Annotated in this window: 20 protein-coding genes; 7 read left to right on the top strand and 13 right to left on the bottom strand. The window is 60.3% G+C overall.

The genetic code is table 11. The annotated features are described in order from the left end of the window. Positions 1 to 5 precede the first annotated feature (5 nt). From WIF35_RS02980 to WIF35_RS02965, 4 genes are read right to left on the bottom strand one after another with little or no spacing between them, the layout of a single operon-like run. Positions 6 to 1136, bottom strand: a complete 1131-nt coding sequence (locus tag WIF35_RS02980) for a YbdK family carboxylate-amine ligase (protein ID WP_412480086.1) — start codon at positions 1134 to 1136, stop codon at positions 6 to 8. Beyond that, on the bottom strand, positions 1133 to 2407 hold the full coding sequence (locus WIF35_RS02975; RefSeq protein ID WP_412480085.1) for a cation:proton antiporter: 1275 nt from the start codon (positions 2405 to 2407) through the stop codon (positions 1133 to 1135). The genes WIF35_RS02980 and WIF35_RS02975 overlap by 4 nt, the downstream gene beginning before the upstream one ends. Before the next feature lie 43 nt (positions 2408 to 2450). Continuing rightward, the gene (locus tag WIF35_RS02970; protein WP_412480084.1) at positions 2451 to 3233 is read right to left on the bottom strand and encodes a gamma-glutamyl-gamma-aminobutyrate hydrolase family protein; all 783 of its coding nucleotides are present in this window, start codon (positions 3231 to 3233) and stop codon (positions 2451 to 2453) included. Next, a complete protein-coding gene (locus tag WIF35_RS02965) occupies positions 3230 to 4450 on the bottom strand; it encodes a cation:proton antiporter (protein WP_412480083.1) in 1221 nt (406 codons plus the stop codon). Before WIF35_RS02965 ends, WIF35_RS02970 begins: the two co-directional genes overlap by 4 nt. 125 nt (positions 4451 to 4575) lie before the next feature. Here WIF35_RS02965 and WIF35_RS02960 point away from each other — a divergent pair, with 125 nt between their 5' ends. Further along, on the top strand, positions 4576 to 5073 hold the full coding sequence (locus WIF35_RS02960; protein WP_412480082.1) for a MarR family winged helix-turn-helix transcriptional regulator: 498 nt from the start codon (positions 4576 to 4578) through the stop codon (positions 5071 to 5073). Position 5074: 1 nt separating this feature from the next. Next, the gene (locus WIF35_RS02955; RefSeq protein ID WP_412480081.1) at positions 5075 to 5590 is read left to right on the top strand and encodes an OmpA family protein; all 516 of its coding nucleotides are present in this window, start codon (positions 5075 to 5077) and stop codon (positions 5588 to 5590) included. A 65-nt stretch (positions 5591 to 5655) separates the two neighbouring features. Here WIF35_RS02955 and WIF35_RS02950 read toward each other — a convergent pair whose 3' ends face one another. The 3 genes from WIF35_RS02950 to WIF35_RS02940 form a co-directional block, all read right to left on the bottom strand. Beyond that, entirely contained in the window at positions 5656 to 7308 is a 1653-nt protein-coding gene (locus WIF35_RS02950) for a methyl-accepting chemotaxis protein (protein ID WP_412480080.1), read from the bottom strand. Positions 7309 to 7440: 132 nt separating this feature from the next. After that, positions 7441 to 7992, bottom strand: a complete 552-nt coding sequence (locus WIF35_RS02945) for a DUF1439 domain-containing protein (protein ID WP_412480079.1) — start codon at positions 7990 to 7992, stop codon at positions 7441 to 7443. A 42-nt stretch (positions 7993 to 8034) separates the two neighbouring features. Beyond that, positions 8035 to 9231, bottom strand: a complete 1197-nt coding sequence (locus WIF35_RS02940; protein ID WP_412480078.1) for an RtcB family protein — start codon at positions 9229 to 9231, stop codon at positions 8035 to 8037. A gap of 136 nt (positions 9232 to 9367) precedes the next feature. Between WIF35_RS02940 and WIF35_RS02935 the strand changes: the two genes are divergently transcribed. Further along, positions 9368 to 9943: a Spy/CpxP family protein refolding chaperone gene (locus WIF35_RS02935; protein WP_412480077.1), complete on the top strand. Its 576-nt coding sequence runs from the start codon at positions 9368 to 9370 to the stop codon at positions 9941 to 9943. 88 nt (positions 9944 to 10031) lie between these two features. Here WIF35_RS02935 and WIF35_RS02930 read toward each other — a convergent pair whose 3' ends face one another. The 5 genes from WIF35_RS02930 to WIF35_RS02910 form a co-directional block, all read right to left on the bottom strand. Continuing rightward, positions 10032 to 13490, bottom strand: a complete 3459-nt coding sequence (locus WIF35_RS02930) for an EAL domain-containing protein (protein WP_412480076.1) — start codon at positions 13488 to 13490, stop codon at positions 10032 to 10034. 396 nt (positions 13491 to 13886) lie between these two features. Beyond that, positions 13887 to 14183: a hypothetical protein gene (locus tag WIF35_RS02925; protein WP_412480075.1), complete on the bottom strand. Its 297-nt coding sequence runs from the start codon at positions 14181 to 14183 to the stop codon at positions 13887 to 13889. Positions 14184 to 14619: 436 nt separating this feature from the next. Continuing rightward, a complete protein-coding gene (locus WIF35_RS02920; RefSeq protein WP_412480074.1) occupies positions 14620 to 14907 on the bottom strand; it encodes a hypothetical protein in 288 nt (95 codons plus the stop codon). Positions 14908 to 15117: 210 nt separating this feature from the next. Continuing rightward, positions 15118 to 16170: a serine endopeptidase gene (locus WIF35_RS02915; RefSeq protein WP_412480073.1), complete on the bottom strand. Its 1053-nt coding sequence runs from the start codon at positions 16168 to 16170 to the stop codon at positions 15118 to 15120. Further along, a complete protein-coding gene (locus WIF35_RS02910) occupies positions 16167 to 17087 on the bottom strand; it encodes a DUF808 domain-containing protein (protein ID WP_412480072.1) in 921 nt (306 codons plus the stop codon). Before WIF35_RS02910 ends, WIF35_RS02915 begins: the two co-directional genes overlap by 4 nt. 127 nt (positions 17088 to 17214) lie before the next feature. On the opposite strand from WIF35_RS02910, the gene WIF35_RS02905 reads away from it, so the two are divergent. Beyond that, the gene (locus WIF35_RS02905; RefSeq protein WP_412480071.1) at positions 17215 to 18075 is read left to right on the top strand and encodes a CsgG/HfaB family protein; all 861 of its coding nucleotides are present in this window, start codon (positions 17215 to 17217) and stop codon (positions 18073 to 18075) included. A 65-nt stretch (positions 18076 to 18140) separates the two neighbouring features. Here the strand turns inward: WIF35_RS02905 and nfsB are convergent, their stop codons facing one another. Next, positions 18141 to 18794 carry an oxygen-insensitive NAD(P)H nitroreductase gene (nfsB, locus tag WIF35_RS02900; RefSeq protein WP_412480070.1) on the bottom strand — a complete coding sequence of 218 codons (654 nt, stop codon included), beginning with the start codon at positions 18792 to 18794 and terminating at the stop codon, positions 18141 to 18143. A 97-nt stretch (positions 18795 to 18891) separates the two neighbouring features. Between nfsB and WIF35_RS02895 the strand changes: the two genes are divergently transcribed. From WIF35_RS02895 to WIF35_RS02885, 3 genes are all read left to right on the top strand, one after another. Beyond that, positions 18892 to 19815, top strand: coding sequence for a LysR family transcriptional regulator (locus WIF35_RS02895; RefSeq protein WP_412480069.1), 924 nt, complete (start codon positions 18892 to 18894; stop codon positions 19813 to 19815). 92 nt (positions 19816 to 19907) lie between these two features. Further along, entirely contained in the window at positions 19908 to 21857 is a 1950-nt protein-coding gene (gene parE, locus WIF35_RS02890) for a DNA topoisomerase IV subunit B (RefSeq protein ID WP_412480068.1), read from the top strand. A gap of 115 nt (positions 21858 to 21972) precedes the next feature. Then, positions 21973 to 22524 carry a Spy/CpxP family protein refolding chaperone gene (locus WIF35_RS02885; protein ID WP_412480067.1) on the top strand — a complete coding sequence of 184 codons (552 nt, stop codon included), beginning with the start codon at positions 21973 to 21975 and terminating at the stop codon, positions 22522 to 22524. The last annotated feature ends 120 nt before the right edge of the window (positions 22525 to 22644 follow it).

Genomic DNA, 22644 nt, shown 5'->3' with positions numbered 1-22644 from the left:
GCCGATCAGGCATGGCCCAACCAGTACTCGGCGGACTGGCGCACCACCTCGTTGAGATTGCCGGATTCCTCGTAGCGCTGGCGCAGCCAGGCCGCATCGCTGCGATGGTGCAGCAGATCGTTGCGCAAGCCTTCCAGCCATTGCTCACAACCCAGCGCCTGCGCATCGGCCTCGACCATGTCGAGCACGGACAGCGCCCAAGGACGCAGGGCCTGCTCCGACATGCTCACCGGATCGGCCAGTACGCCGCCGAAGCCATAACGGCAAACCTGGAATTTATTGGTCCGCGCGACGAACGCCTGCTTGGCGAAGGCCAGTTCGGGGCGGGTACGCAACAAGCAACGCGCCAGCGATTGCGCAAGCGCCGCCAGCGCGGTCGCCTTTTCGATGCTCAGCGGCGTATCGCAAACACGAATTTCCACCGTGCCGAATTCCGGCTTCGGCCGCACATCCCAATACAAATCCTTGATGCTGCGCACGATGCCGCAGGCGTAAAGAAACTCGTAATGCCTGACGAAAGCGGCCCAGTCGTCAAGCGGTGGACATTGCCCGCTCAGCGGAAAAGCCGACACCGCATTCAGGCGTGCCGACTGGAAGAAGGTATCGACTCCATCGACGAAGGGCGACGAGGCGGAAAAGGCAATGAAGATCGGCGCATAAACACCGAGCGCCTGGGTCAGCCAGATCGCATCGTCGGCCGAGGTGCAGCCGACATGGATGTGCTGGCCAAAAACCGTGAACTGCTTGGCCAGATAGCCGTAACGCTGATACAACCCATCGAAGCGTTCACCGGGTGAAATGCGCCGTTCCGGCCAATGGTGGAAGGGATGCGTGCCACCACCGCAAATCCCGATATTGTTCCTGCGGCACTGCTGGCCCAGCGTGTCGCGCAAGCCGGCCAGATCGGCGGCAATACCCGCCACCGTGCCCTGAGCCTGAGTGCTCACCTCGATCATGCTTTCGGTGATTTCCAGCTTGATTTCACCGTAGCGGCCGTCGTAGTCAAGGCAATCGAGCAAATCCGTTGCGCCACGCGTCAGATCGAAGTCGCGCAGCGAAACCAGTTGCAGTTCCAGCTCGACCCCCAGCGACAAGGCCGGGCTATCGCGAAATTCCTCCAACTGCTTGGCGCTCATGCAATACCTCCCTGACGAGCCGTCCCGCTTTCCGTCTCACCGGCGAGCTTGACCGCCAGGCGGCACAGGGCTGGCCCGGCCAGTTCCATGATCGCCGCGGCAAACAGCGGCAAGGCCAGTGCCGAACGGCCGACGTCCGGATACAGATTGACGATCTCATAGGCCATGAAAACCGCCGTAGCCGATAGCGGCTGGGTACCCAGTCCAACCAGCAGGCTTTTCCGATAACTGAGACTACTGCCCACCACCAGTTGCGCCACCGTCTTGGCCAGTGCCCTGACCAGCAGCAGCCCGACCGCTTGCACGCCGACCAGCCAGGTGAAATCGCGCCATGGCAGGGCCGCGCCAACAATCACAAAGAGCACGATGGCCAGCAGCCAGTGTCCTTCCGGCAAGGCGGTGTAACGCAGCGTCTGTTTCTTGTCGTTCGCCGCCAACAGCACGCCCATCAGAAAGAGCGTCAGAAAAACCGGCACCGCCAGCATGCGGGCCAGCCCGACCGCCAGCATGGCACTGGCCACCAGCACGAAAACCTGCGCCAGCGAACGCCGCGGCACGAATCGGGCAACCAGCAGCGCCAGCCTGGCCCCCAGCCCCGCCACCAGGGTGGCACCGCCGGCGATCCACAGCGGATGAACGAAAGCACTGAGCCAGTCGCTGCTCTGCTCCACATGAACGATACCGAGCACCAACGGAAAAGCGAGGAAGGATGCCGCCGCGCCGATCGCCGTGTGCAGGATGATGCGCTCCGTCACCTGCCCCTGGGCGCGGCTCTCCTCAACCGTCAGCAGCACGACCGCCGGCGCCGAGGCCATCGTCACGGCGGCCGTTGCCCCAGCCCAGGCCGGCGATAGCCCGACGACGAAATGCGCGAAAAGCAGGATTAGGCCGAACGACAGCACAATGTCAGCCAGCGTGCTGCGTAATAGTTCCGGAGTACGCAACAGCCAACCGAGGTCGAGCCGGCGCCCAACCTCCAGCATCAGCAAGCCGAGCGCGGCATCGGCAATGGGCTTGGCCTGCAGCAGCGTGTCGTCGCCGATCCAGCCCAGCATGGCGGGACCGAACAGCATGCCGGCCAACACGTAGCCGATCACCTTGGGCCAGCCAGCCCGCGTATGCAGCCACTCGCCGATCATCAAGCCAACAATGAGCAACAGGCTGAACAGGGCGAGCGAATCGATCTGCTCCGGCAGTGGCGGCAGGAAGAAATGGCGCTCGACCAAGGCATTCCACGCCTGGCGAACGAAAGCAATCAGGTTTTCCGGCATTCAAACTCCAAAGCTGCGGTGCACCGGCAAAAACGGGCAAAAATCACCAACGCCGACCGCGGGCTGCATTCAGGAATTCATCGAGAATCGGCGTGCAATCGAGCAGACCGGGCGCACCCGGCGGATGAAACTCGGGGTGCCATTGCAAGCCGAGCACGTAAGGCTTGCCCTCCAGGCGCACCGCCTCGACCAAGCCATCGCCGACACTGCGTGCCTCGACCCGCAAACCGCGGCCCAGCGCCTTGATCGCTTGATGATGAATTGAGACCACACCACCGCCCGTAGATTCCGGATAGAGGCGGGCAAAACCCGACGCCCCATCCCACTCGATGGCATGCGCGTGCTTGTCGTAATCGGCATGCACATGAACCGCCGGATTCTCGAACTGGGTCGCCACATCCTGATACAGGGTGCCGCCCAGCGCAACATTGATCAATTGCATGCCGCGGCAGATGCCGAGCACCGGCTTGCCGGCCTCCATGAACTCATGCAGGAGCTCCATCTCGTAGGCGTCGCGCAGGCGGTCGCCGGCCCAGTCGGGATGTGCCGGCGTCTCACCGTAGGATTGCGGGGAGATATCCGCCCCGCCCTGCAAGACCAGACCATCGAGGTATTGCGGATAATCGGACAGGCGGATGCTGCTGCGATGCACGATGCCATCACCGCTGACCGACGGAATCATCAGCACCATCACGTCGCGCGACATGACCCAATGGGCAACCGATTGCTCCAGGTAATGCAGCGATTTCGACTGCAAGCCCTGGGCACCGGGCTGCGGATGATAGATGCGGGCCGACAGCCCGATGCGCAAAGGACGACGACTCATGGCTTCTCTCCTTGCACTGCCGAAGCGGCTGCGTTAGCTGAACCTCTCGGCTGCAAACGCAGCGCCTCGCCAAAACCCTTGATAGCGGTCTGCGTTGCCAGCGGACCGAGAAGCTGCATCAACAGGATGGTCGCCATCAACATGCCGACCAGCTCCGAGCTCATGCCGCTATACAACATCTGCGTATTGACCAGCAGAACCAGTGCGATGCTCGACATCGGCTGCAGGCCGACCGTCGTGAACACACTCTCCCGCCAACTCAGCCCGAGGCCATCGCGCGTCAAGGCCAGCGCGATCCACTGCCCGAGCAAACGTGCCGCAGCAATCATCAAGGCCTGCTTCCAGAAGGCCGCCAGATAGGCGATATCCAGCGCGGCACCGGCGAGCACAAAGGTGATGACCAGAAAGACCCGGGCATCGCTGGCGATGCGGATGGCCGACACCTTGTTGTCGCGGTCGATGGTACTGACCAGCAGACCGAATACCAGCATGGGCAAAAAGACCGAGACATCGAGATACATCGCCGTTCCCACACCCAGGACGATGGTGCCGAGAATCAACAGATGCTGGTGTTCCGGCTGGCGTTCCAGCTTTTCGGCACCGAGCAGGACCAGGCCGGCGCAAGCCCCGCCCAGCATGATCGAGCCAACGATGCTACCCAGCGAGCCGCCCACCCGGCCGGCAATGGTCAGCGCATCGGTATCGTTGAGGAAGGGCACCAGCAAAACAACGGCCGAGAACGCCACCGCACCATTGGTCGCGACCAGGGTATAGAGCAGCCCGGTGCGCTCGCCCTTGGCCCCGACATCGCTACAGGTGGCGATGGTGATCGCCGGCGAGGTCGCCAGGCACAAGGCCGCGGCAAACAGCGAGGAGCCCAGCGAAAAACCCCACAGGCGAAAGAGCAGGAACATCACCGCCCCCGCGCCGAGAGATACGGCGAGGCCAGTCACGAAGCGCGCATAACGTTGCAAGCTGGTGGTACGCGGCACCAGATAACCGAGTTCGAACAGGATCAAACCAAGCGCCAGGTCGATGAACAGGCTGGCCGACTCGATCTGCAACGCCTGTATCCAGTTCAAGCCGCTCTTGCCGAGCAGCAGGCCGAAGACAACATAACCGGTGGTGCGCGGCAGCGAGCAGACGCGACGCGACAACTCGCCGGCCGCCAGACCGCCAAGCAAAACCAAACCGAAAAGCTGTATCGTGTTGAACATAAAAAACGGGGGCCGCAGCCCCCCAAGCTCTCGTCAAATCACAGGTTTTGCAGCAAAAGAATTAAACTACATTGTTTAACAATATAATTGCTTTGCAACCTGCCCGCAACCTGCCCCGCCCGACCATGCCCGACGACATCACGCCACTGGCGCTCGACGTACTCCAACAATTCCGAATGATCTTCGGCTCGATGCGCCAGTATTTCCGCCTGGTCGAAGAGCGCTGCGGCATCCCCGGCTCACAGGTCTGGGTCCTGCAGGAAGCCCAGCGCCAACCCGGCCTCGGCATCAACGAACTCGGCGCGCTGATGGGCATCCATCAATCCACCGCAAGCCTCCTGGTCGATAAGCTGGCCAAGCGCAAACTGCTCGCCAAGAAGCGCGGCACGACCGATCAGCGACGCGTCGGCCTTTTTCTCACTCCCCAAGGCGAACAGACCCTCGCCCTGCTCCCAGGCCCGGCCGAAGGCATCCTGCCCGCCGCCCTCAACCAGCTACCGGACGTCGTGCTACATACATTGAATATCAATTTATCTGAACTCATTCGCCACCTGCCCGGGAAGGATGAAAGTTTCGCCGGCGAGCCGCTGGCCGACCTGCTCGAAAAGCAAGCAGCAAACTGACATGCAATATTTCTCTTTCAAAATACTGACCGCACTGAGCCTACTGACCCTGGCGGGATGCGCCGCACAAAAACCCGTCGTCGAAACGCCGAAAGCCACTGGCTCTGTCCAGACTGCAGCGGCCGAACCGACCCAGCCGCCAACTGAAGCGACACGAACGGAAGCCCAGGTAATTGCTGCGGTGGACGTGCCAAACAGCGTCTTTTTCGCACGCGGCTCGGTCGAGATCGATGCCGCCGGCAAAGCCGCGCTGCGCGCCCACGCCGAACGCCTCAAGGACAACCCCAAGCTACGCGTCGTGCTGATCGGCTACACGGACGATCTGGGCAGCCGCTCCTACAACCTTGCCATCGCCGACCGCCGGGTACACGCCGTCTATGGCGAACTACGCCGCCTCGGTGTGCAAGCCATGCAGATGAAACGTTCCAGCATGGGCATGGAAAAGCTGAGCAAATCCTGCGTATCGGAAGATTGCCGCCGCCTGATGCGTCGGGTCGAGATCGATTACCGCGATTAAATCAGTGCGCACAGCCGTCCACATGGGCGGCTGCCAGTCGGCACAAGCACTACCACTCGCCTTGCTCAGGCCACGCGAAAGCCTGCTACCGTAGCCGAAAGCCCCTGCGCCAGGTGGCGCAGGTCCCTGGCCGCAGAACTGATGCGCTGAACCGAGGCATTGCTGCTTTCGACCATGTTGGCAATCTGCTCCATGTTGCGCGCCACTTCGGTCGAGGCCACCTTCTGCTCCGACACCGAACCGGTAATGTCGCTCACACCGTGCATCGACCGTTCGACCGCACGATGTGAATGGCTCAGTACCTCCTCCACCTCGCCGGCCAGGCGGCCACTGGCCTTGATCGATGCTTCACCGCTGGCGATCGAGCTTTGCACCGCCGCAGACTGCTCCTTGATCGAGCGCGTCACGCTGTCGATCGCAGCGGCTGACTTGGTCGACTTTTCGGCCAGCTTGCGCACCTCGTCTGCGACGATGGCAAAACCTCGCCCCGATTCGCCAGCCCGCGCCGCTTCAATGGCCGCATTCAGCGCAAGCAGGTTGGTCTGATCGGCAATCTCACGCACCTCCTGAGTCATGGCCGTGATCGCTTCGGTACTGCGGACGAAGGCATCGACCGTTTGTGCAATATCGCCCATCTGATTCTGGATTTGGGAGATTTCATCGACCAGGCGGGAGACGACCTCGGCTCCCCGCGCCGTTTGCTCAACGCTATCGACCGCCTGAGCCTGAACGTCGCCGGCTGTGTCCGAAACCGAGGTGATCGCCACCGTCAATTGCTCGATGGCCGCCGCGCTGCCCGTCACCGCACTCGATTGCTGGTGCGACATATCGGCAAGCGTGCCGCAGGAGCCGGCCAGCGAATCGGAAGCTTCGGTAACGGAATGGCTGGCGCCATTTACCTCGCGGATGATGGTCTGCAACTGCCCCATCATTTTGTTGAAGCCCTCGGCCACGCGACCGATCTCGTCTCGGTTGCTCACCTGCACCCGCTGGGTCAGATCACCGCTATCGGCCACCCGTGAGATCGTTTCATCGAGCTGGCCGAGCGGAACGGTGATCGAGCGCACGACCATCATTGCAATAACGACCAAGGCAATCAGCACGATACCGGCAAAGGTCGCCAGGCCAACTTTCACTGCGGAATAGACCGAAGCCGCATCGCTCCGGGCCGTAGCATCGAACTCCTTCGATAATGTCTGGATTTCCGCCACCAGACCATCGATTGCCTTGCTCGGTTCGCGATCCATGCCGCGTACCAGTTTATCGACCGTCCCGGCAGGATCGGCGGCATTCCTATCGTATTGTTTGAGCGCCTCGCGATAACTTGGCCCAAGCTTGCCGAACTTGGTCATGACCTCGTCGATCTTCAGGCGCTCAGCCAAGCCCAGCCTCGCGGTCGTCGCCTTGACCTGTTCCAGACGCTCGCGCACCAGGCGCTCCTCTTCATCAAAGCCTTTCAGATGCTTGGCAAATGCGTCGCCATCCTTGCCGCGCAGCAGAATGTTCTTCCATTCCTGGACCTGCGTCTTGAAATGCACCTGAGCTCCGCGCGCCCGGTCGATGGCAGATACGATCAACTCCTGCCGCTCGATCCCCGACACCAGATTGTCGTTCAGCTTCCCTGCCTGCAGAACTGCAAAGATGCTCGTCGCCAACAGACCGATCAGGGCCGAGACAACCAGCAGAAGCAATTTATGACTGATCTTCATTGAATGCATGATTCCTCCTCCTGGAATGACACGAGCGCTGGAACGTCGCCGAAACTCTACTGTTGCGTTCCGTCGTTTTAATCGAATCTGAAAAGCGTGTTTAGTCTCCCTGAGTCTTGTGCGGCAAAGCTATCGAATAGATCAAAAGGGCGCAAGCACGGCGACGACACGACCCGCCTCGATGCGGATCGAACGCAGCAGCCAGCGTGCCGCCGCTTCCTGCATCGTTCCATCCTCGCGCAGCACATAGACCGGCTTGTTGCGGAAATAGCCGGCGATCAATTGGGCTACCGCCTGGCGTGCCATCGGCTGCATGTCGGGGGACAGCGCCGCCGACTCCACCGAGGTCACCACCGGGTTTTCCAGATAGAAAGCCTTTCCGGTGTCGTCGTAGCGCACGCCACCGTTGGCCGCCACGTCGACTGGAATGGCCGGCTGGCCGAGCAGCGAAATCCACACGCGGCCATTGACCCCAACTCGCCCTTCCGGCGTCCCCAGCAGCACACGCGGCGGTGTTTGCAAGGTCGTCGTCACCAGTCCGCCAAAATTACGTTGCACCGGCTTCGACTTATCAACTGCCGCCTGCACCTCGGCCTCGGAAAAGCTGACTTCCCGCTCAAGAAAGCCCGCCGCCTGGCTGGCCAGGCTGAAGCCCAGCAACGCCAGGCCCAATAGTTTCGCCTTGATACTCATATCCACTCGTTTCAAAAAGCCGAATACCCGCTTAACGCCGCACTAGCCCTTAACGCAGACAAGCTGCTTCAAGGTATGTACGACCTCGGTCAGGTCCTTCTGGTTTTCCATGACCGCATCGATATCCTTATAGGCACCGGGAATCTCGTCGATCACGCCCTTGTCCTTGCGGCAAATGACGCCTTCGGTCTGCCGACGCAGATCGGCCTCGCTGAAGGCGCGGTTGGCCGCGTTGCGGCTCATGCGGCGGCCGGCGCCATGGGCGCTGGAATCGAAGCTCTCGGCGCACCCCTTGCCGCGCACGATGTAGCTACGCGCCCCCATGCTGCCCGGCACGATACCAAGGTCGCCCGCCCGCGCGCGGATCGCACCCTTGCGCGTGACCCACACATCCTTGCCGTAATGGTGCTCACGCGCCACGTAGTTGTGGTGACAATTGACCACCTCGCCGGTCACCGTGAAAGCCGGCAAATGCCGGTGCAGACCGGCCAGCACCAGATCGAGCATCGCCTCGCGGTTGGCGTAGGCGTACTCCTGCGCCCAATGCACGGCCTCGACGTAGTCGTCGAAATGCTCGCTGCCTTCCTTGAAATACGCCAGATCGCGATCCGGCAGCTGAATCTGCTGGCGCGCCATGTCGTTGCGCGCCAACTCGATGAAATAGCTGGCCATCGCATTGCCGATGCCGCGGCTGCCGCTGTGCAGCATGACCCACACCTGGTCGGCTTCATCGAGGCAAACCTCGATGAAATGATTGCCGCCGCCGAGCGTGCCCATCTGATTGACCCACTTCGAATACTTGCCGAATTTCTTCAGCAACTGCGGGTGTTTCTGCAATAACACCTTCAGGCGCGGCTCGAACGGCCGGGCCAGCTCGACCAGCGCCCGGTGGTCATCGTGCTGCGCCATACCGACCGGCACATCGCGGCTGATCTGGTCGAACACCTTCTTCAGCGCCTTCTCGTCCACCTGCCCGGCGTTCAGCGACAAGCGGCAAGCCACCATGCCGCAGCCGATATCGACGCCCACCGCCGCCGGCACGATGGCCTGGCGTGTGGCGATTACGGAGCCAATGGTCGCGCCGATGCCCAGATGCACATCCGGCATCGCCGCCACGTGGTGGTGGATGAAAGGCAGGCTGGCGATATTGGTCAGCTGCTGGCGCGACGCCTCATCGACATCGTCGGTCCAGATCTTGACCGGCACACCGGCGGTTTTCAGGTTTTGGGCAACGGGCACGATACGGGTAGCGAACGAACAGGCGCACAGGTTAGCAAATTCGCTCGCCGGCACAGCACAAACCGTTACCGGGCCTTAACCCGGATTAACGCCGTCCAGCGTCAAAATTGCACTGTTTTCAACACTCAAGCCTGCCATGAAATCCAGACTCCTCGCCCTCGCCTTCTTCACTCTGCTCCTCAGCGCCTGTGCCTCCGGCCCCGACGGCCGAGGTGGCCCCGGCGGCGGTAGGGGTGGCGACATCGATGGCCCACCAGGCGGTGGTGGTGGCGGCCCCAGCATGGTCGTCTCGCAAATTCAGAATCAACTGCAACTGACCGTCGAAGCCCTGAAACTCAATCCCAAGCAGAATGTGCTGTGGGATGCCTATGTCGAAAAAGTCAGCGCCCTGATGGCCGACCAGATGAAGCTGGCCCCGGTCCGCGCCAAGCAAACCGCCATGCAGCAGATCGCCCAGAAGGTCGACACCGTGCGCAACCGCCTGACCGCCATGGAAGAGATCCAGGAATCCGCCAGCAAGCTCTACGGCGCCCTCGACGAAAACCAGAAGAAAACCGCCGACCAGATGCTCCCCGGCACCGTCCCGGCGCTCTATTCCGGACTAGGCGGAACCGGCGGTGGCAACGAACGCGGCAACACCAGCCGCAATAGCCCCGGCGGCGGCATGGGCGGACCGGGAGGTGGCATGGGTGGTGGTTTTGGGCGGATGTAAGCCTGTTTGGCTCACTGCTGCGGTGCACTGCCTGAAAAGGGCAAAAACCGCAGCAGCGCCGGCTGCCCACGCCTTTGACGAACGCCCCTCACTTTTGCTGAACAAACGCCTCGAACTCGCCGACCGGCAGCGGTCGGCTGAAGAAATAGCCCTGATAGCTGTGACACCCGGAGCTCGCCAGGAAGTCTCGCTGCTCACCGGTTTCAACCCCTTCGGCAATGACGCCCAGCCCCAGGCTCTGCGCCAGGGCGACGACGGTCCTGGCAATCGCTGCGTCGTTGGGGTCGATCAGTACATCGCGGACGAAGGACTGGTCGATCTTCAATTGATCCAGCGGGAATTTCTTGAGATAGGACAGCGAGGAATAACCGGTACCAAAATCGTCCAATGAAAACCCGACGCCCTTGGCTTTCAGTGCGTGCATTTTCTCGATGATGTCCTGCACGTTATCGACCAGCAGGCTCTCGGTGAGCTCCAGTTTCAAGCGATAAGGATCGGCGCCGGTCTTGTCCAAGACCGCCAGTACCGCGTCCACAAAATCCGGTTGCCTGAATTGATGGGCACTGACGTTCACGGCCACTACCAAGTCAGCCATTCCGGGCTCTGTCGCCCATTTGGCCAGTTGCAGGCAGGCCGTTTCAAGAACCCATTGGCCGATCGGCAGAATCAGGCCGGTATCCTCGGCCAGAGGGATGAACTGGCCCGGCGAGACCATGCCACGCTGCGGATGTTTCCAGCGCACCAGTACCTCGGCCCCAGTGACCCGGCCATCACCCACAACCTGCGGTTGATAGTGAAGCATGAACTGTTTCTCCTCCAAGGCTCGACGCAGGTCAGCCTCGAGGGCGGCACGTTCCTTCACCGCCGATTCCATGTGTGGATCGAAGAAGAAATAGGTGTTCCGCCCGGCATCCTTGGCCTTGTACATGGCGAGGTCGGCCTGCTTCATCAGATCATCGACTGTTGAGCCCATGCCCTTAAACAAGGTAATTCCGATGCTGGCCGTGTTGTGGAACATTTGGCCGTTGAGCTGATAGGTTTCCTGAAGCGTGGATAGCAGCTTCTCGGCGACCGTCTCCACCGCAATCGCCGCGTCGCTTGCATTGCTACTCAGTGCCGAGAGCATGACCACGAACTCGTCCCCCCCCAAACGGGCAACGGTATCTCCCTCGCGAACGCAAGCGGTCAAGCGCTGGGCCACTTGCTTCAACAGTAGGTCACCCATGTCGTGGCCCAAGGTGTCATTGAGTGTCTTGAAGTTATCGAGATCGATGAACAGCAAGGCACCATGACTTTCGTTGCGGGTACTCGCGGTCATGGCCTGTTTCAGTCGATCCATCAACAGCGTGCGGTTGGCCAGGTTGGTCAGTTGATCGAAAAAGGCCAGTTCGTTGATTTTCTCTTCGGCAATCTTTCGTTCGGAGATATCGAAGTGGGTCCCGATGTAGTGCGTCACCACCCCATCCTTGCCCTTGACCGCCGAGATGGTCAGCCACTTCGGATATTCCTCGCCATTCTTGCGCCGATCCCAAACCTCGCCCTGCCAACCGCCGGTGCGATTGATGCACTCCCACATCTCCCGATAAAAGTCGGCGCTATGGCGGTTCGATTTCAACAGGCTGGGCTTTTTCCCGATGACCTCCTCTGCCGTGTATCCGGTAATCTCGGTAAATGCGCGGTTAACCCGCAGGATGACGCTGTCGGCATCGGTGATGACCATTGCCTCCTGCGAATCGAAGGCGGCGGCGGCCAGGCGCAAATCAGTTTCCGCCTGTTTCCGTTCGGAGATATCGGTAGCAACGCCACAGATGGCATAGATTTCACCCTGTGCGTTCCGGATCGGAATTTTTACCGACAGGTAGGTATGAACACGACCGTCTTGCTGAACCTGCTCCTCGATCTCGAAAGGCTCGCCAGAGCGGACCACGATTTGATCGTGCCGGACAAATGCTTCGGCCTGCTCCTGCGGGAAAATGTCGTAATCGGTTTTTCCCTGAATCTCCGAATTTGTAATGTGAAACAGGCGCTCATATTGCCGGTTGATGTAGAGATATCGGCCGCTCAGATCCTTCATGAACATTACCGTACTGATATTGTCGGTAATGGCACGCAGCGTCTCTTCGCTATTCTGGAGCTCAGTCTCGATCTTCTTGCGTTCGGTGATATCGGTATAGGTGCCCACGTAGTGAGTAATGACACCGTCGGCACCGGTCACGGCAGAGATGGTCAGCCAGTAGGTGTGTACATCGCCATCTGCATGGCGGTTCCAGATTTCGCCCTGCCAAGACCCATCTCGCTTGATGTGCTCCCACATCTGGGAATAAAAATCCGTGTCATGACGACCGGACTGAAGAAAACCCATCTTTTTCCCAATGATTTCTTCAGCCGGATACCCGGTAATCGTGGAAAAAGCCTTGTTGGCCCGCAATATCACCTGATTGGCGTCCGTCACCACGACGCCTTGATGAGATTCAAAGGCCGCAGCGGCAATACGAAGTTCGGACTTGGCCTCCTTGCGCGCTCGCTGCATCAGATTGAACTGGTCCGCCAATTGAACGATTTCCGCAGGACCAGAAAGCGGCGCCATCGCCTCCATGTCGCCAGCCGTCGCCGCTTCGGTTGCCTTCCTCAACTCCCGCAGTGAGCCGCGAATCCGGCGACTAAACCATAAGCCGAGGAAAGCGCCACCGAAAAGGAAGGTAAGAATGGCCACGCCAACTACCAACATCGGCTGATATAGCTTGGCGTACAACACATCGCGCGTCATGGCGACCACAACCACCCAGTTTGTCGTGGCCGAGCGACTGAAGGCGACAAAGGACGGCACACCTTCGAGGGTACGGCTGGCCATCGTCCCTTCGTGATGCTTGGCCATCTCCGCCTGCAGATCGGGCGTCGCCTTCTTGCCGACAAACTGGCTCGGATTGAGCGTCCGCGAGATAACCGTTGACTCTGCATCCAACAAGGCCGCCACCCAGCCCTCGGGCAGGTGCTGTTCGAGCAGAAGCTTGTTCAGACGTTCGGTCGGAATGCCCATACGCAAGAGATAAACGGCCTTGCCATCGCGCCAGACAGGCACGTCCACCGAAACGAAATAGCGCCCGCTGACCGCACCGACATAGCCGTTCGAAACTACGGGCTGACCGCTCGCGAAAAGGCGGCGGAGCGCATCCATATTGGCCGTCGTCGGTAATGTCGAACCGTAGGGCTTCAGCGTGTTAATCAGTTGCTGTCCGTTGGTGTCGATCAGGACGATGGCCTCCGCCAACTCATCCGTAGACAGAACGGCTTTGCACCTCTCATAGAACGCTTGCAAATCCCCGGTCTGCAACGACTCGGAAATCGCCAGAACCTCAAGTTTTCCCTTGATACCGGCGACGTCACGGTCCATTGCCTGCGAAAGCGCCCGCGCCGTCTGGAGTGCCCCTTGCTCCAGTTGAGTTCGCTCGTTCTGGTAGATAACGTAGAAGAACAGCGAACTGATCAGGATTGCCGGAACCAAGACAACAGCGAACAACCCACGAATCCCAATGTGACTACCTGACATCAGTTATTTCCACGAATTGCCATAAAGCGTGTAGGAAGATGAAACAATATTAAGAGATTTTGCCAGACTTATCATCTAACCGCGATAGCGGAGCTTTTTGGGAAATCGTGTTCTGTCCCCGATTGCTGCTCCGGACTAGGCGGAACCGGTGGCGGCGGTAACGAACGTAGAAATGCCAGCCGCAACGGCCACGGCGGTGGCATAGGCGGACCGGGAGGCGGTATGGGTGGCCCCGGTGGAGGCATGGGTGGCGGATTCGGGCGTTAAGTCAGTCTATTTTGCTTACTGCTGCGGTGCACTGCCTGAAAAGGGCAAAAACCGTAGCAAGAAAAAAATATGCTCTTTCGCCGATTATTCTTTATTTGTGAAACCAAGGGCTGCTCTAACCAACGGCCATCACCAAAGAACTACGACACAGGTTAATAGCCAAAATACAAAAAGCCCAGTATAGAGAAAAATTTTCCAGCGATTAAACCGCAACAAATAGCCGATAGGAACAAACGACAACCCAAGGTAGAGCAAGCCCATTAAAACAGCATCTTCTCCACAAAATAAATGTGGTGTGCGATTGCCACGTACGAGGCTGGAAGCTTCGGCGAGAAATATGCCTCTCATCGCCCGCTCTAACAGCGCTGCTGCAGCCAAAAAGGCAAACACAATATCGGTCTTCGAGTTCTTGAAGCTGTTTTGCATTATTGGAAAATACGTGATCTATCTTTGACTATTGCAATTATTTGCTCAGCTGCTTCAGAAACCATATTGATATAAACATAAGCGCTCCAAGCAGTATCAAGATTAGAACATTAAAGCGCTCATTCCATCCACGTAGTCGACCAGCTTCATATGTAGCACAAATGACTGATGCAAAGGGGGCTATTACCAAGCCACCTTTAAGAGCACGCAAAGCTTCGACATACTCCCATCCGTTCCAGTGGCCAGTTCGTAGGAAATGCGTCGTGCTAGTTCCATAAGGTCCAATCAGTGGAAGTACAATCAAAAAAGGCACACCAAACCCTATCAAATAATATAAGAAGCGCCCCCAGAACACTTTCATGGCTAACCTGAGCAGAATAATCGAAAACCGATGGTAACTCCTCCCTGCTCATTGGAAAGCACCGTAAATCTTAAATTAGCCGTTAATAGCAGCATTGATGCAGGCGCGAGAGACAATAATGGCACCAATTAAAAAGCCGCCGAAAAATAGATTGGATTGAACGCGAGCGGATTTTGAAGCCAGATCGTAACGGCTGGCGTAGCCGCCATTTTCCTCAATATGTGGAGACCGAAGTTCAAGCCACCAAAATACTAAATTTCCCCAAACAAATGCCATTCCGGAAATCGAGAATATTAAGGTAGTTGGAAACGTAGAACTGCCTTTAAAGAAAGCAAGGACTAAAGCACCAATAGCGAGAGCCACTAATGCTCCAGCTAGAAAAAAATAGCGCAACCTAACCAGTTGTGACGGAAGGGCTGTTCGCATATTTTTAAGTTTCCAAGAAAAACAACTGAGTACAGACCTCATTCATTTGAAAATTCCTCTGAATGGCTGCAAACCGAAATCCAACAATTTCGCCCTAGGAACTCACTCCTGCGGTGCACCACCCAAAAACGTCAAAAACCATCCCCCTCAGCTGCCAGCACTCCCCTCACCCGCCGCCGCCCCGCACGCATGGCAGAAGCGCGAGAACGCGCTCTTGCGCTCGTTGCACTTGCCGCAGTGGTCGAACAGGCAGATGCCGCAGTGCGGGCAGTAGTCGATGCTGGTATTGGTCAGGTCGACCGGGCGTTCGCAGCCGGGGCAGACTTTCTTGGCCAGGCGGGCGAGCGCGGTGTCGTAGCTGAGTTCCTTGCGTCGCTCGACGTCGGGCATGGCTTCGGCCTGCTTCTGTTTTTCCAGGTAGCGGTTGAGCGCGACGATGGCGTAGCGGCCGACCAGCACGGTGATGACGATGCCAACCACGTAGCGCACGTAGCCGCCGTAGCTCGGCAGGTAAGGCACCAGCTCGACGAAGAAGGCGAACAGCGCGAAGTAGATGAAGCCCCAGACGAAAGGCCACCAGGTGCTTTGCCGCTTTTTCGCAAAGAGCCAGCCGGCGATGACGAGCAGCGGCAGCGTCAGAGCCAGGCGGTAGCCGAAGACACGCAGTTCCTGCTTGCGTAGTTCGACGCTCAGCTTTTCACCGGCGGCGCTTTCCAGTTCGCGCAGATCGCGCTGCACGCGCGCTTCGGCCTGGCGTGCATCGAGCAGCACCTGCTGCTGGCGCTGCACGTCGGCCAGCGCCTTGCGTTCCAGTATCTTCAGTTCTTCCAGCGCCTGCGTGCGCTCGATCAGCTCGCGGTCTTGCTCCGGGCGCTGCGTGGCGTGGCGGGTGGTGACCCAGCTATTGAAGGTGTCGCGCGCCGTGTTGCTGTTGGCGCGGGCGGCGTTGAGCTTGAGCTGCGCCTGATCGTGCGCTTCCTGCGCCTGCCGGCTCTGCTCGGCCAGGTTGCGCGACTCGGCGCGCAGCTTCTCGGCGGCCGGCTTGTCGATGAAGTCTTCCAGCCCATAGCGATGCTCGACCTTGGGCAGGTTTTGCACGATGGTGCCGCCCAGCCCGATCAGGAAGCTGGCGAAAACGAAGGCGACGAGCCACAGCCCGAAGCGGAACCATTTTTCCGACAGACGCAAAGCCTTGCTCATGAAGTTGCCTCCTTGTTCGCTTTCAATTTGCCGGCCAGCGTGACGACGACCAGCACGAGGGCGCCGGCGACGACGCCGGTCACTGCGTTGAGCAGCATGGAAACGATGCCGCTGACCGGCCCGGCCATTTCGGAAAAGTGCTCGATCAGATGGTGCACCGCAGGCAGGCCATGGACCAGGATGCCGCCGCCGACCAGGAACATGGCGACCGTGCCGATCACCGTTAATGCCTTCATCAGCTTGGGCGCGGCCAGCACGAGCAAGCGACCGATCGCCTGCGCTCCGCCGTTTTCCTTGCGCAGCAGGTAGAAGCCAAGGTCGTCGAGCTTGACGATGCCGGCAACGAAGCCATAGACGCCCACGGTCATGATCAGCGCAATGCCCACCAGCACGGTCAATTGCGACACGAAGGGCTGGCCGGCCACCGTACCGAGCGCGATGACGATGATCTCGGCCGACAATACGAAGTCCGTGCGGATGGCGCCCTTGATCTTCTCGGCTTCAAAGGCCACCAAATCGACCGCTTCGTCACTGACCGCCTTCAATTCCTCATCGTGATGCGCCGCATCTTCCTCGGCGCTGTGCAGCCACTTGTGCGCCAGCTTCTCGACGCCTTCCAGGCACAGGTAGAGGCCGCCCAGCATCAGCAGCGGAATTACCGCCCAAGGCGCAAAAGCACTGATCGCCAGCGCCGCCGGCACCAGGATGGCCTTGTTCTTCAGCGAACCGACCGCCACCGCCCATACCACCGGCAATTCCCGTTCGGCCCGCACGCCGGAGACCTGCTGCGCATTGAGCGCCAGATCGTCGCCCAGCACACCGGCCGTTTTCTGGGCGGCGACCTTGGTCATGGCGGCTACGTCGTCGAGTAGCGTGGCGATATCGTCGAGCAGGACAAGCAGGCTGGCTCCGGCCATGAGGATTTCTTTCTGAGTTATTGAAATAGCCTCAGAGCATAACCCAACTGGCACATGGGAGGCAGCGGGCGTCAAATTTCGGTATAGTCGCAGACTGATCATTCAAACAGCATTACCGGAGGCTTATATGCGCTTGTCGCCCCGCTCCCAACTTTCCACCCTCGCCACTGCCCTGCTCTGCGTTTCGCTGGCGGCCTGCTCCAACATGCAGATGGGCTCCGAGTCGGCCAAGACCGTCGCTACCGGCTCGACCGCGGGCGGCACGGCACAGGGTGCCAATTCGCAAATGGAACGCTGCTCTGCCTCGCTGGGTACCGTGGCCATCGCCGAAGACACCCAGGCCTCCTGGTACAGCGTGCTATCCGGCCAGTACAAGCTCGGTTCGACCGTGCCTGTGCTCAAACTTTTGATCCAGCAATCGAACTGCTTCGTCGTGGTCGAACGCGGCCGCGCCATGAACAACATGATGGCCGAACGCGCCCTGGCCGACTCCGGCGAAATGCGCAAGGGCTCCAACTTCGGCAAGGGCCAGATCGTCGCCGCCGACTACACCATGAGCCCGTCGGTCACCTTCAGCAACCAGAATGCCGGCGGCCTGGGCGGCGCGCTCGGTGGCCGCATCGGTGCCGTCGGCGCCCTGGTCGGCGGCAGCATGAACTACAAGGAAGCCAGCACGGTGCTGACCCTGATCGACAACCGCTCCAGCGTCCAGCTGGCTGCCGCGGAAGGTAGCGCGCGCAATGTCGATTTCGGCGCCGTCGGCGGGATTCTTGGCACCGCAGCCGGCGGTAGCCTGGGTGGCTACTCCAACACTGCCGAAGGCAAGGTCATCGTCGCTGCCTTTGCGGACGCCTACAACAACATGGTCAAGGCCGTGCGCAACTACAAGGCACAGGAAGTCCAGGGCGGCCTCGGCACCGGCGGCCAGCTCGGCGTACAGGGCGGCAGCACGCCGGCCAGCAAGGAAATCGGCAAGAAGAAGAAATAAGCTTCTTTGCGCCAGAAACGACAAGGGCCGGCAATTGCCGGCCCTTTTTCATTACTGCCTGCGGCTTACAGCTCAGTAAACAGCACCTCGGCCGGCAAACGCGACTTCGGCAGCTTGGCATTGAAGTCGGCATCGCTGTGGTAGCCCAGCGCGACCAGCACGATCGGGCGCAAGCCCTTGGTGCTCAGGCCGAGTTCGGCATCGAGTGCGGCAGCATCGAACCCCTCCATCGGGCAGGCATCGACACCGAGCGCACCGGCACCGAGCAGCAGCGTGCCGAGGGCCAGATAGACCTGCTTTTCGGCCCACAGGCCGACATCCTTGTATTCGTTGCGGTGCAGCCCGACGTAGTAGCTGCGTCCCTTGTTCTGGCCTTCACGCGCTTCCGGAGTGGTAAAGCGGCCATCCTTGTCTTCCTGCGCCAGCAGCGCGGCGAGATGGGCGTCATCGAGGTCGGTGCGTGCGCACAGCACGACCACGTGCGAGGCATTGATCACCTTCGGCCCGTTGTAGGCGTAAGGGCCTTGCGTCGCCTTGGCGACTTGCGCCTTGCCGGCATCGCTGGCGGCGATGATGAAATGCCAGGGCTGGGAATTGACCGACGACGGCGCGGCGCGCAGCAGGTCGCGGATGCCCTGCACGGTATCGGCCGAGAGCTTGCGTTCGGGATCGAAGGCCTTGGAGGTATAGCGTTTCTGAGCGGTTTCGACGATGTTCATGCTGGGCTCCGTTATGGTTTTGGTAGGCGGACTATAAACCAGAAATTCATTTGAAGAACGGCGCTAAAATTCAATCACTTTCAAATGAATTTTGATAATGCAGCGTCTGACTGATCTCGAACTCTTTGTCCGCATTGCCGACCACGGCAGCGTTTCCGCCGCTGCCCGGGCGCTCGAACTGACCCCGGCCGCCGCCAGCGCCGCCTTGAAGCGCCTGGAACGGGAACTCGACACCGTGCTCTTCGTACGCTCGACCCGCACCTTGCGCCTGACCACCGAGGGCGAAATCTTTCTCGACCATTGCCGCCAGGCCCTCGCCCTGCTCGCCGACGGGCGCGACGCCTTGATCACCGGCCGTTCGGTCATTCGCGGCCTGTTGCAGATTTCCGCGCCCTCCGACCTCGGGCGTAATGTGCTGGCCGGCTGGCTGGATGAATTTCTCGAACGCTACCCGCAGGTGCAGATACGGCTATCGCTGTCCGACCGGGTCGCCGACGTCTATCGCCAGCCCATCGACATCGCCCTGCGCTACGGCCCACCGGCCGATTCAAGCCTGATCGCCCTGCCGCTGGCAGCCGACAACCGGCGCATCCTGTGTGCTGCACCGGATTACCTGGCGCGCTACGGCACACCGCAGAAGCCGGCCGACCTCGCCCGCCACAATTGCCTGTGCTACTGGCTCGGCGAGGACATCCACGACCGCTGGCGCCTGACACGGGATGGCCATGAGGACGTGCAGCGCGTGACGGGCAACCGCGTTGCCGATGACGGCGAAATGGTCAGCCGCTGGGCGCGTGCCGGGCGCGGTATCGCCTTCAAGTCGGCGCTCGACGTGGCCGACGACCTGCTGAGCGGCCGCCTGATCCATCTGCTGCCCGACTGGCAAGGCGACCCGGCGCCACTCAATCTGGTCTGCGCCGACCGTCGCCAGCTCAACCCGGCCGTGCGCGCCCTGCACCAATGGCTGGCTGAACGTTGCGCCAGCCGCCTGGACGCCCTGCGCAACGCCGGTTTTATCTGAGTTTTCATCCGCAAGACGCCAACGCTGGGTAGAATGTCGGCCGATTAGCGCCCTGCTGCGGTGCACTGCCGTTTTTGCCCAATTTTCAAAGCATGACTGAATACTCCGCCTCCTCCATCCGCGTCCTCAAGGATCTCGAACCCGTCAAGGAACGTCCCGGCATGTATACCCGGACAACCTGCCCGACCCACATCGTGCAGGAAGTCATCGACAACGCCGCCGACGAAGCCCTGGCCGGTTTCGCCAAGAAGATTTCGGTGCGCATCCAGGCCGACGGCCTGATCGAGGTGTCGGACAACGGCCGCGGCATTCCGGTCGAGATTCACCCGGAAGAAGGCAAGCCGGCCGTCGAGCTGGTATTCTGCAAGCTGCACGCCGGCGGCAAATTCAACAAGAAGGAATCGGGCAACGCCTACCGTTTCTCTGGCGGCCTGCACGGCGTCGGCGTGTCGGTGACCAATGCGCTGTCGACCCGCCTCGAAGTCGAGATCAAGCGCGGTGGCGGCGTGCATAAAATTGCCTTTGCCGACGGCTTCGTCGTCGAGCCGCTGGCCCGCATCGGCGACGTGGGGCCGCGTACTACCGGCACCACGGTGCGTATTTCGCCCGACCCGAAGTATTTCGATTCGCCCAAGGTCAATCTCGGCCAACTGGAGCACCTGCTGCGCTCCAAGGCCGTGCTGATGCCCAACGTCACCGTCGAACTGGAAATCGAGGGCCAGGACAAGAAGACCTGGTGCTACCAGAACGGCATGGCCGATTACCTCAGCGAAATGATGGTCGGCCAGCCGGTCGCACCGATTTTCGTCGGCGAGAAATATGTCGAGACCGAGAACGGCTTCGCTGTCGGCGAAGGTGCCACCTGGGCGCTGGCCTGGTTCGAGGAAGGTGGCGGCAAGCCCGAAAGCTACGTCAACCTGATCCCGACGCTCGATGGCGGCACGCATGAGGCCGGCCTGAAATCCGGCGTTTTCGAGGCGGTCAAGGCCTTCGCCGAGCACCACGCCATCCTGCCGGCCAAGGTCAAACTGGCGCAGGAAGACGTCTGCGGCAAGATGACCTACCTGCTCTCGGCCAAGGTGCTCGATCCGCAATTCCAGGGCCAGACCAAGGAAAAGCTGACCAGCCGTGATGCCTACAAGCTGGTCGCCCAGATGGTGCGCGATCCGTTTGAGCTATGGCTGAACAGCCATGCCGATTTCGGCAAGAAGATCGCCGAACTGGCGGTCAAGGCGGCGCAGAACCGGATGAAATCGACCCAGAAGGTCGAGAAGAAGAAGTCCTCCGGCATCGCCACCCTACCCGGCAAGCTGACCGATTGCGAATCGGACGACATCACCCGCAACGAACTCTTCCTGGTCGAGGGCGACTCGGCCGGCGGCTCCGCCAAGCAGGGCCGCGACAAGGAAACCCAGGCCGTCCTGCCGCTGCGCGGCAAGGTGCTGAACACCTGGGAAGTCGAACGCGACCAGCTGTTCAAGAACAACGAAGTGCACGACATTTCCGTCGCCGTCGGCGTCGATCCGCACGGCATCGACCAGATCGACACGGTGGATGTCTCCGGGCTGCGCTACGGCCGCATCATCGTCATGTCCGATGCCGACGTCGATGGCTCGCACATTCAGGTGCTGCTGTTCACGCTCTTCCTGAAGCACTTCCCGGCGCTGGTCGAAAAGGGCCACATCCATGTTGCCCAGCCGCCGCTCTTCCGCGTCGATGTCGAAGCCAAGGGCCACACCCGCAAGATTTACTGCCTGGACGAAGCCGAAAAGCAGCAAACCTTGCACAAGCTGGCCGAGGAAGGCGTCAAGGAACACAAGATCACCGTCTCCCGCTTCAAGGGCCTGGGCGAAATGAACCCGGATCAGCTGTGGGAAACCACCCTCTGCCCGGACACCCGCCGCCTCGTACCCTTCCAGGCCGACCGCGAGACCATTGTGCAGATGCACCGCACCTTCACGCTGCTCATGGGCAAGGGCGAAGCCTCCGGCCGCCGTGCCTGGATGGAGAAGGACGGCGGCCTGGTCGAAGCCGACGTGTAAGCGCGGAAACAGCTTGCAACACATTTCCGGGAACCGGAAATAGACGAATTACATGTTTGCGCTCTAATGATCTCGACGGCGGAATAAACCGCCTCCGATCTCAAAGGAGCCAAACATGAAATCCAAGACCTTGATTGCCGCACTGCTGATCGGTGCCGGTGCCAGCGCTTTCTCCGGCCTGAGCTTCGCCCAGCGCGGCGACTGCTTCGGCGGTGGCCCGATGATGGGTGAACGTGGCCAGAACATGCGGGCCGAACGTCAGCAGATGCACCAGCAGCGCCTGCACGATGCGCTGAAACTCACCCCGGCCCAGGAAGGCGCCTGGAAGAAATTCCAGGAATCCCGCCCCTACGCCAATCCCGACCAGAAGCGCCCTGACCCGGCCGAAGTCGCCAAGCTGAGCGCCCCGGAACGTGCCGAAAAGATGCTCGACTTCCACAAGCAGCATCAGGAAGCGATGACCAAGCACGTCGCCGCCATGAAGGAGTTCTACGGCCAACTGACGCCTGAACAGAAGAAGACCTTCGACGACCAGACCCAGTTCGGCATGCGCGGCAAGCAAGGCGGCCCGCGCGGCGGCATGGGCGGTGGTATGGGTCCAGGCATGGGCGGCGGCATGCGCGGCCCCGGCCCGCAAGGCCCGGCCAATCCGCCGCCGGCTCAGTAAGCCTTACCCTTCTCTTTTGCAAAGTTCACCGGCGGGCAACCGCCGGTTTTTTTATTGTCCGCCGGGATTTGGGCAAACTCGGATACGCACCGTTACCGAAGCCCGACGGGGCGACACGTT

Origin of the sequence: Azonexus sp. IMCC34839, from assembly GCF_047047955.1 — a bacterium.
Lineage (GTDB): Bacteria > Pseudomonadota > Gammaproteobacteria > Burkholderiales > Rhodocyclaceae > Azonexus.
The sequence above is the reverse complement of the archived record's forward strand: the minus strand, read 5'-3'. Positions and strand labels throughout refer to the sequence as shown.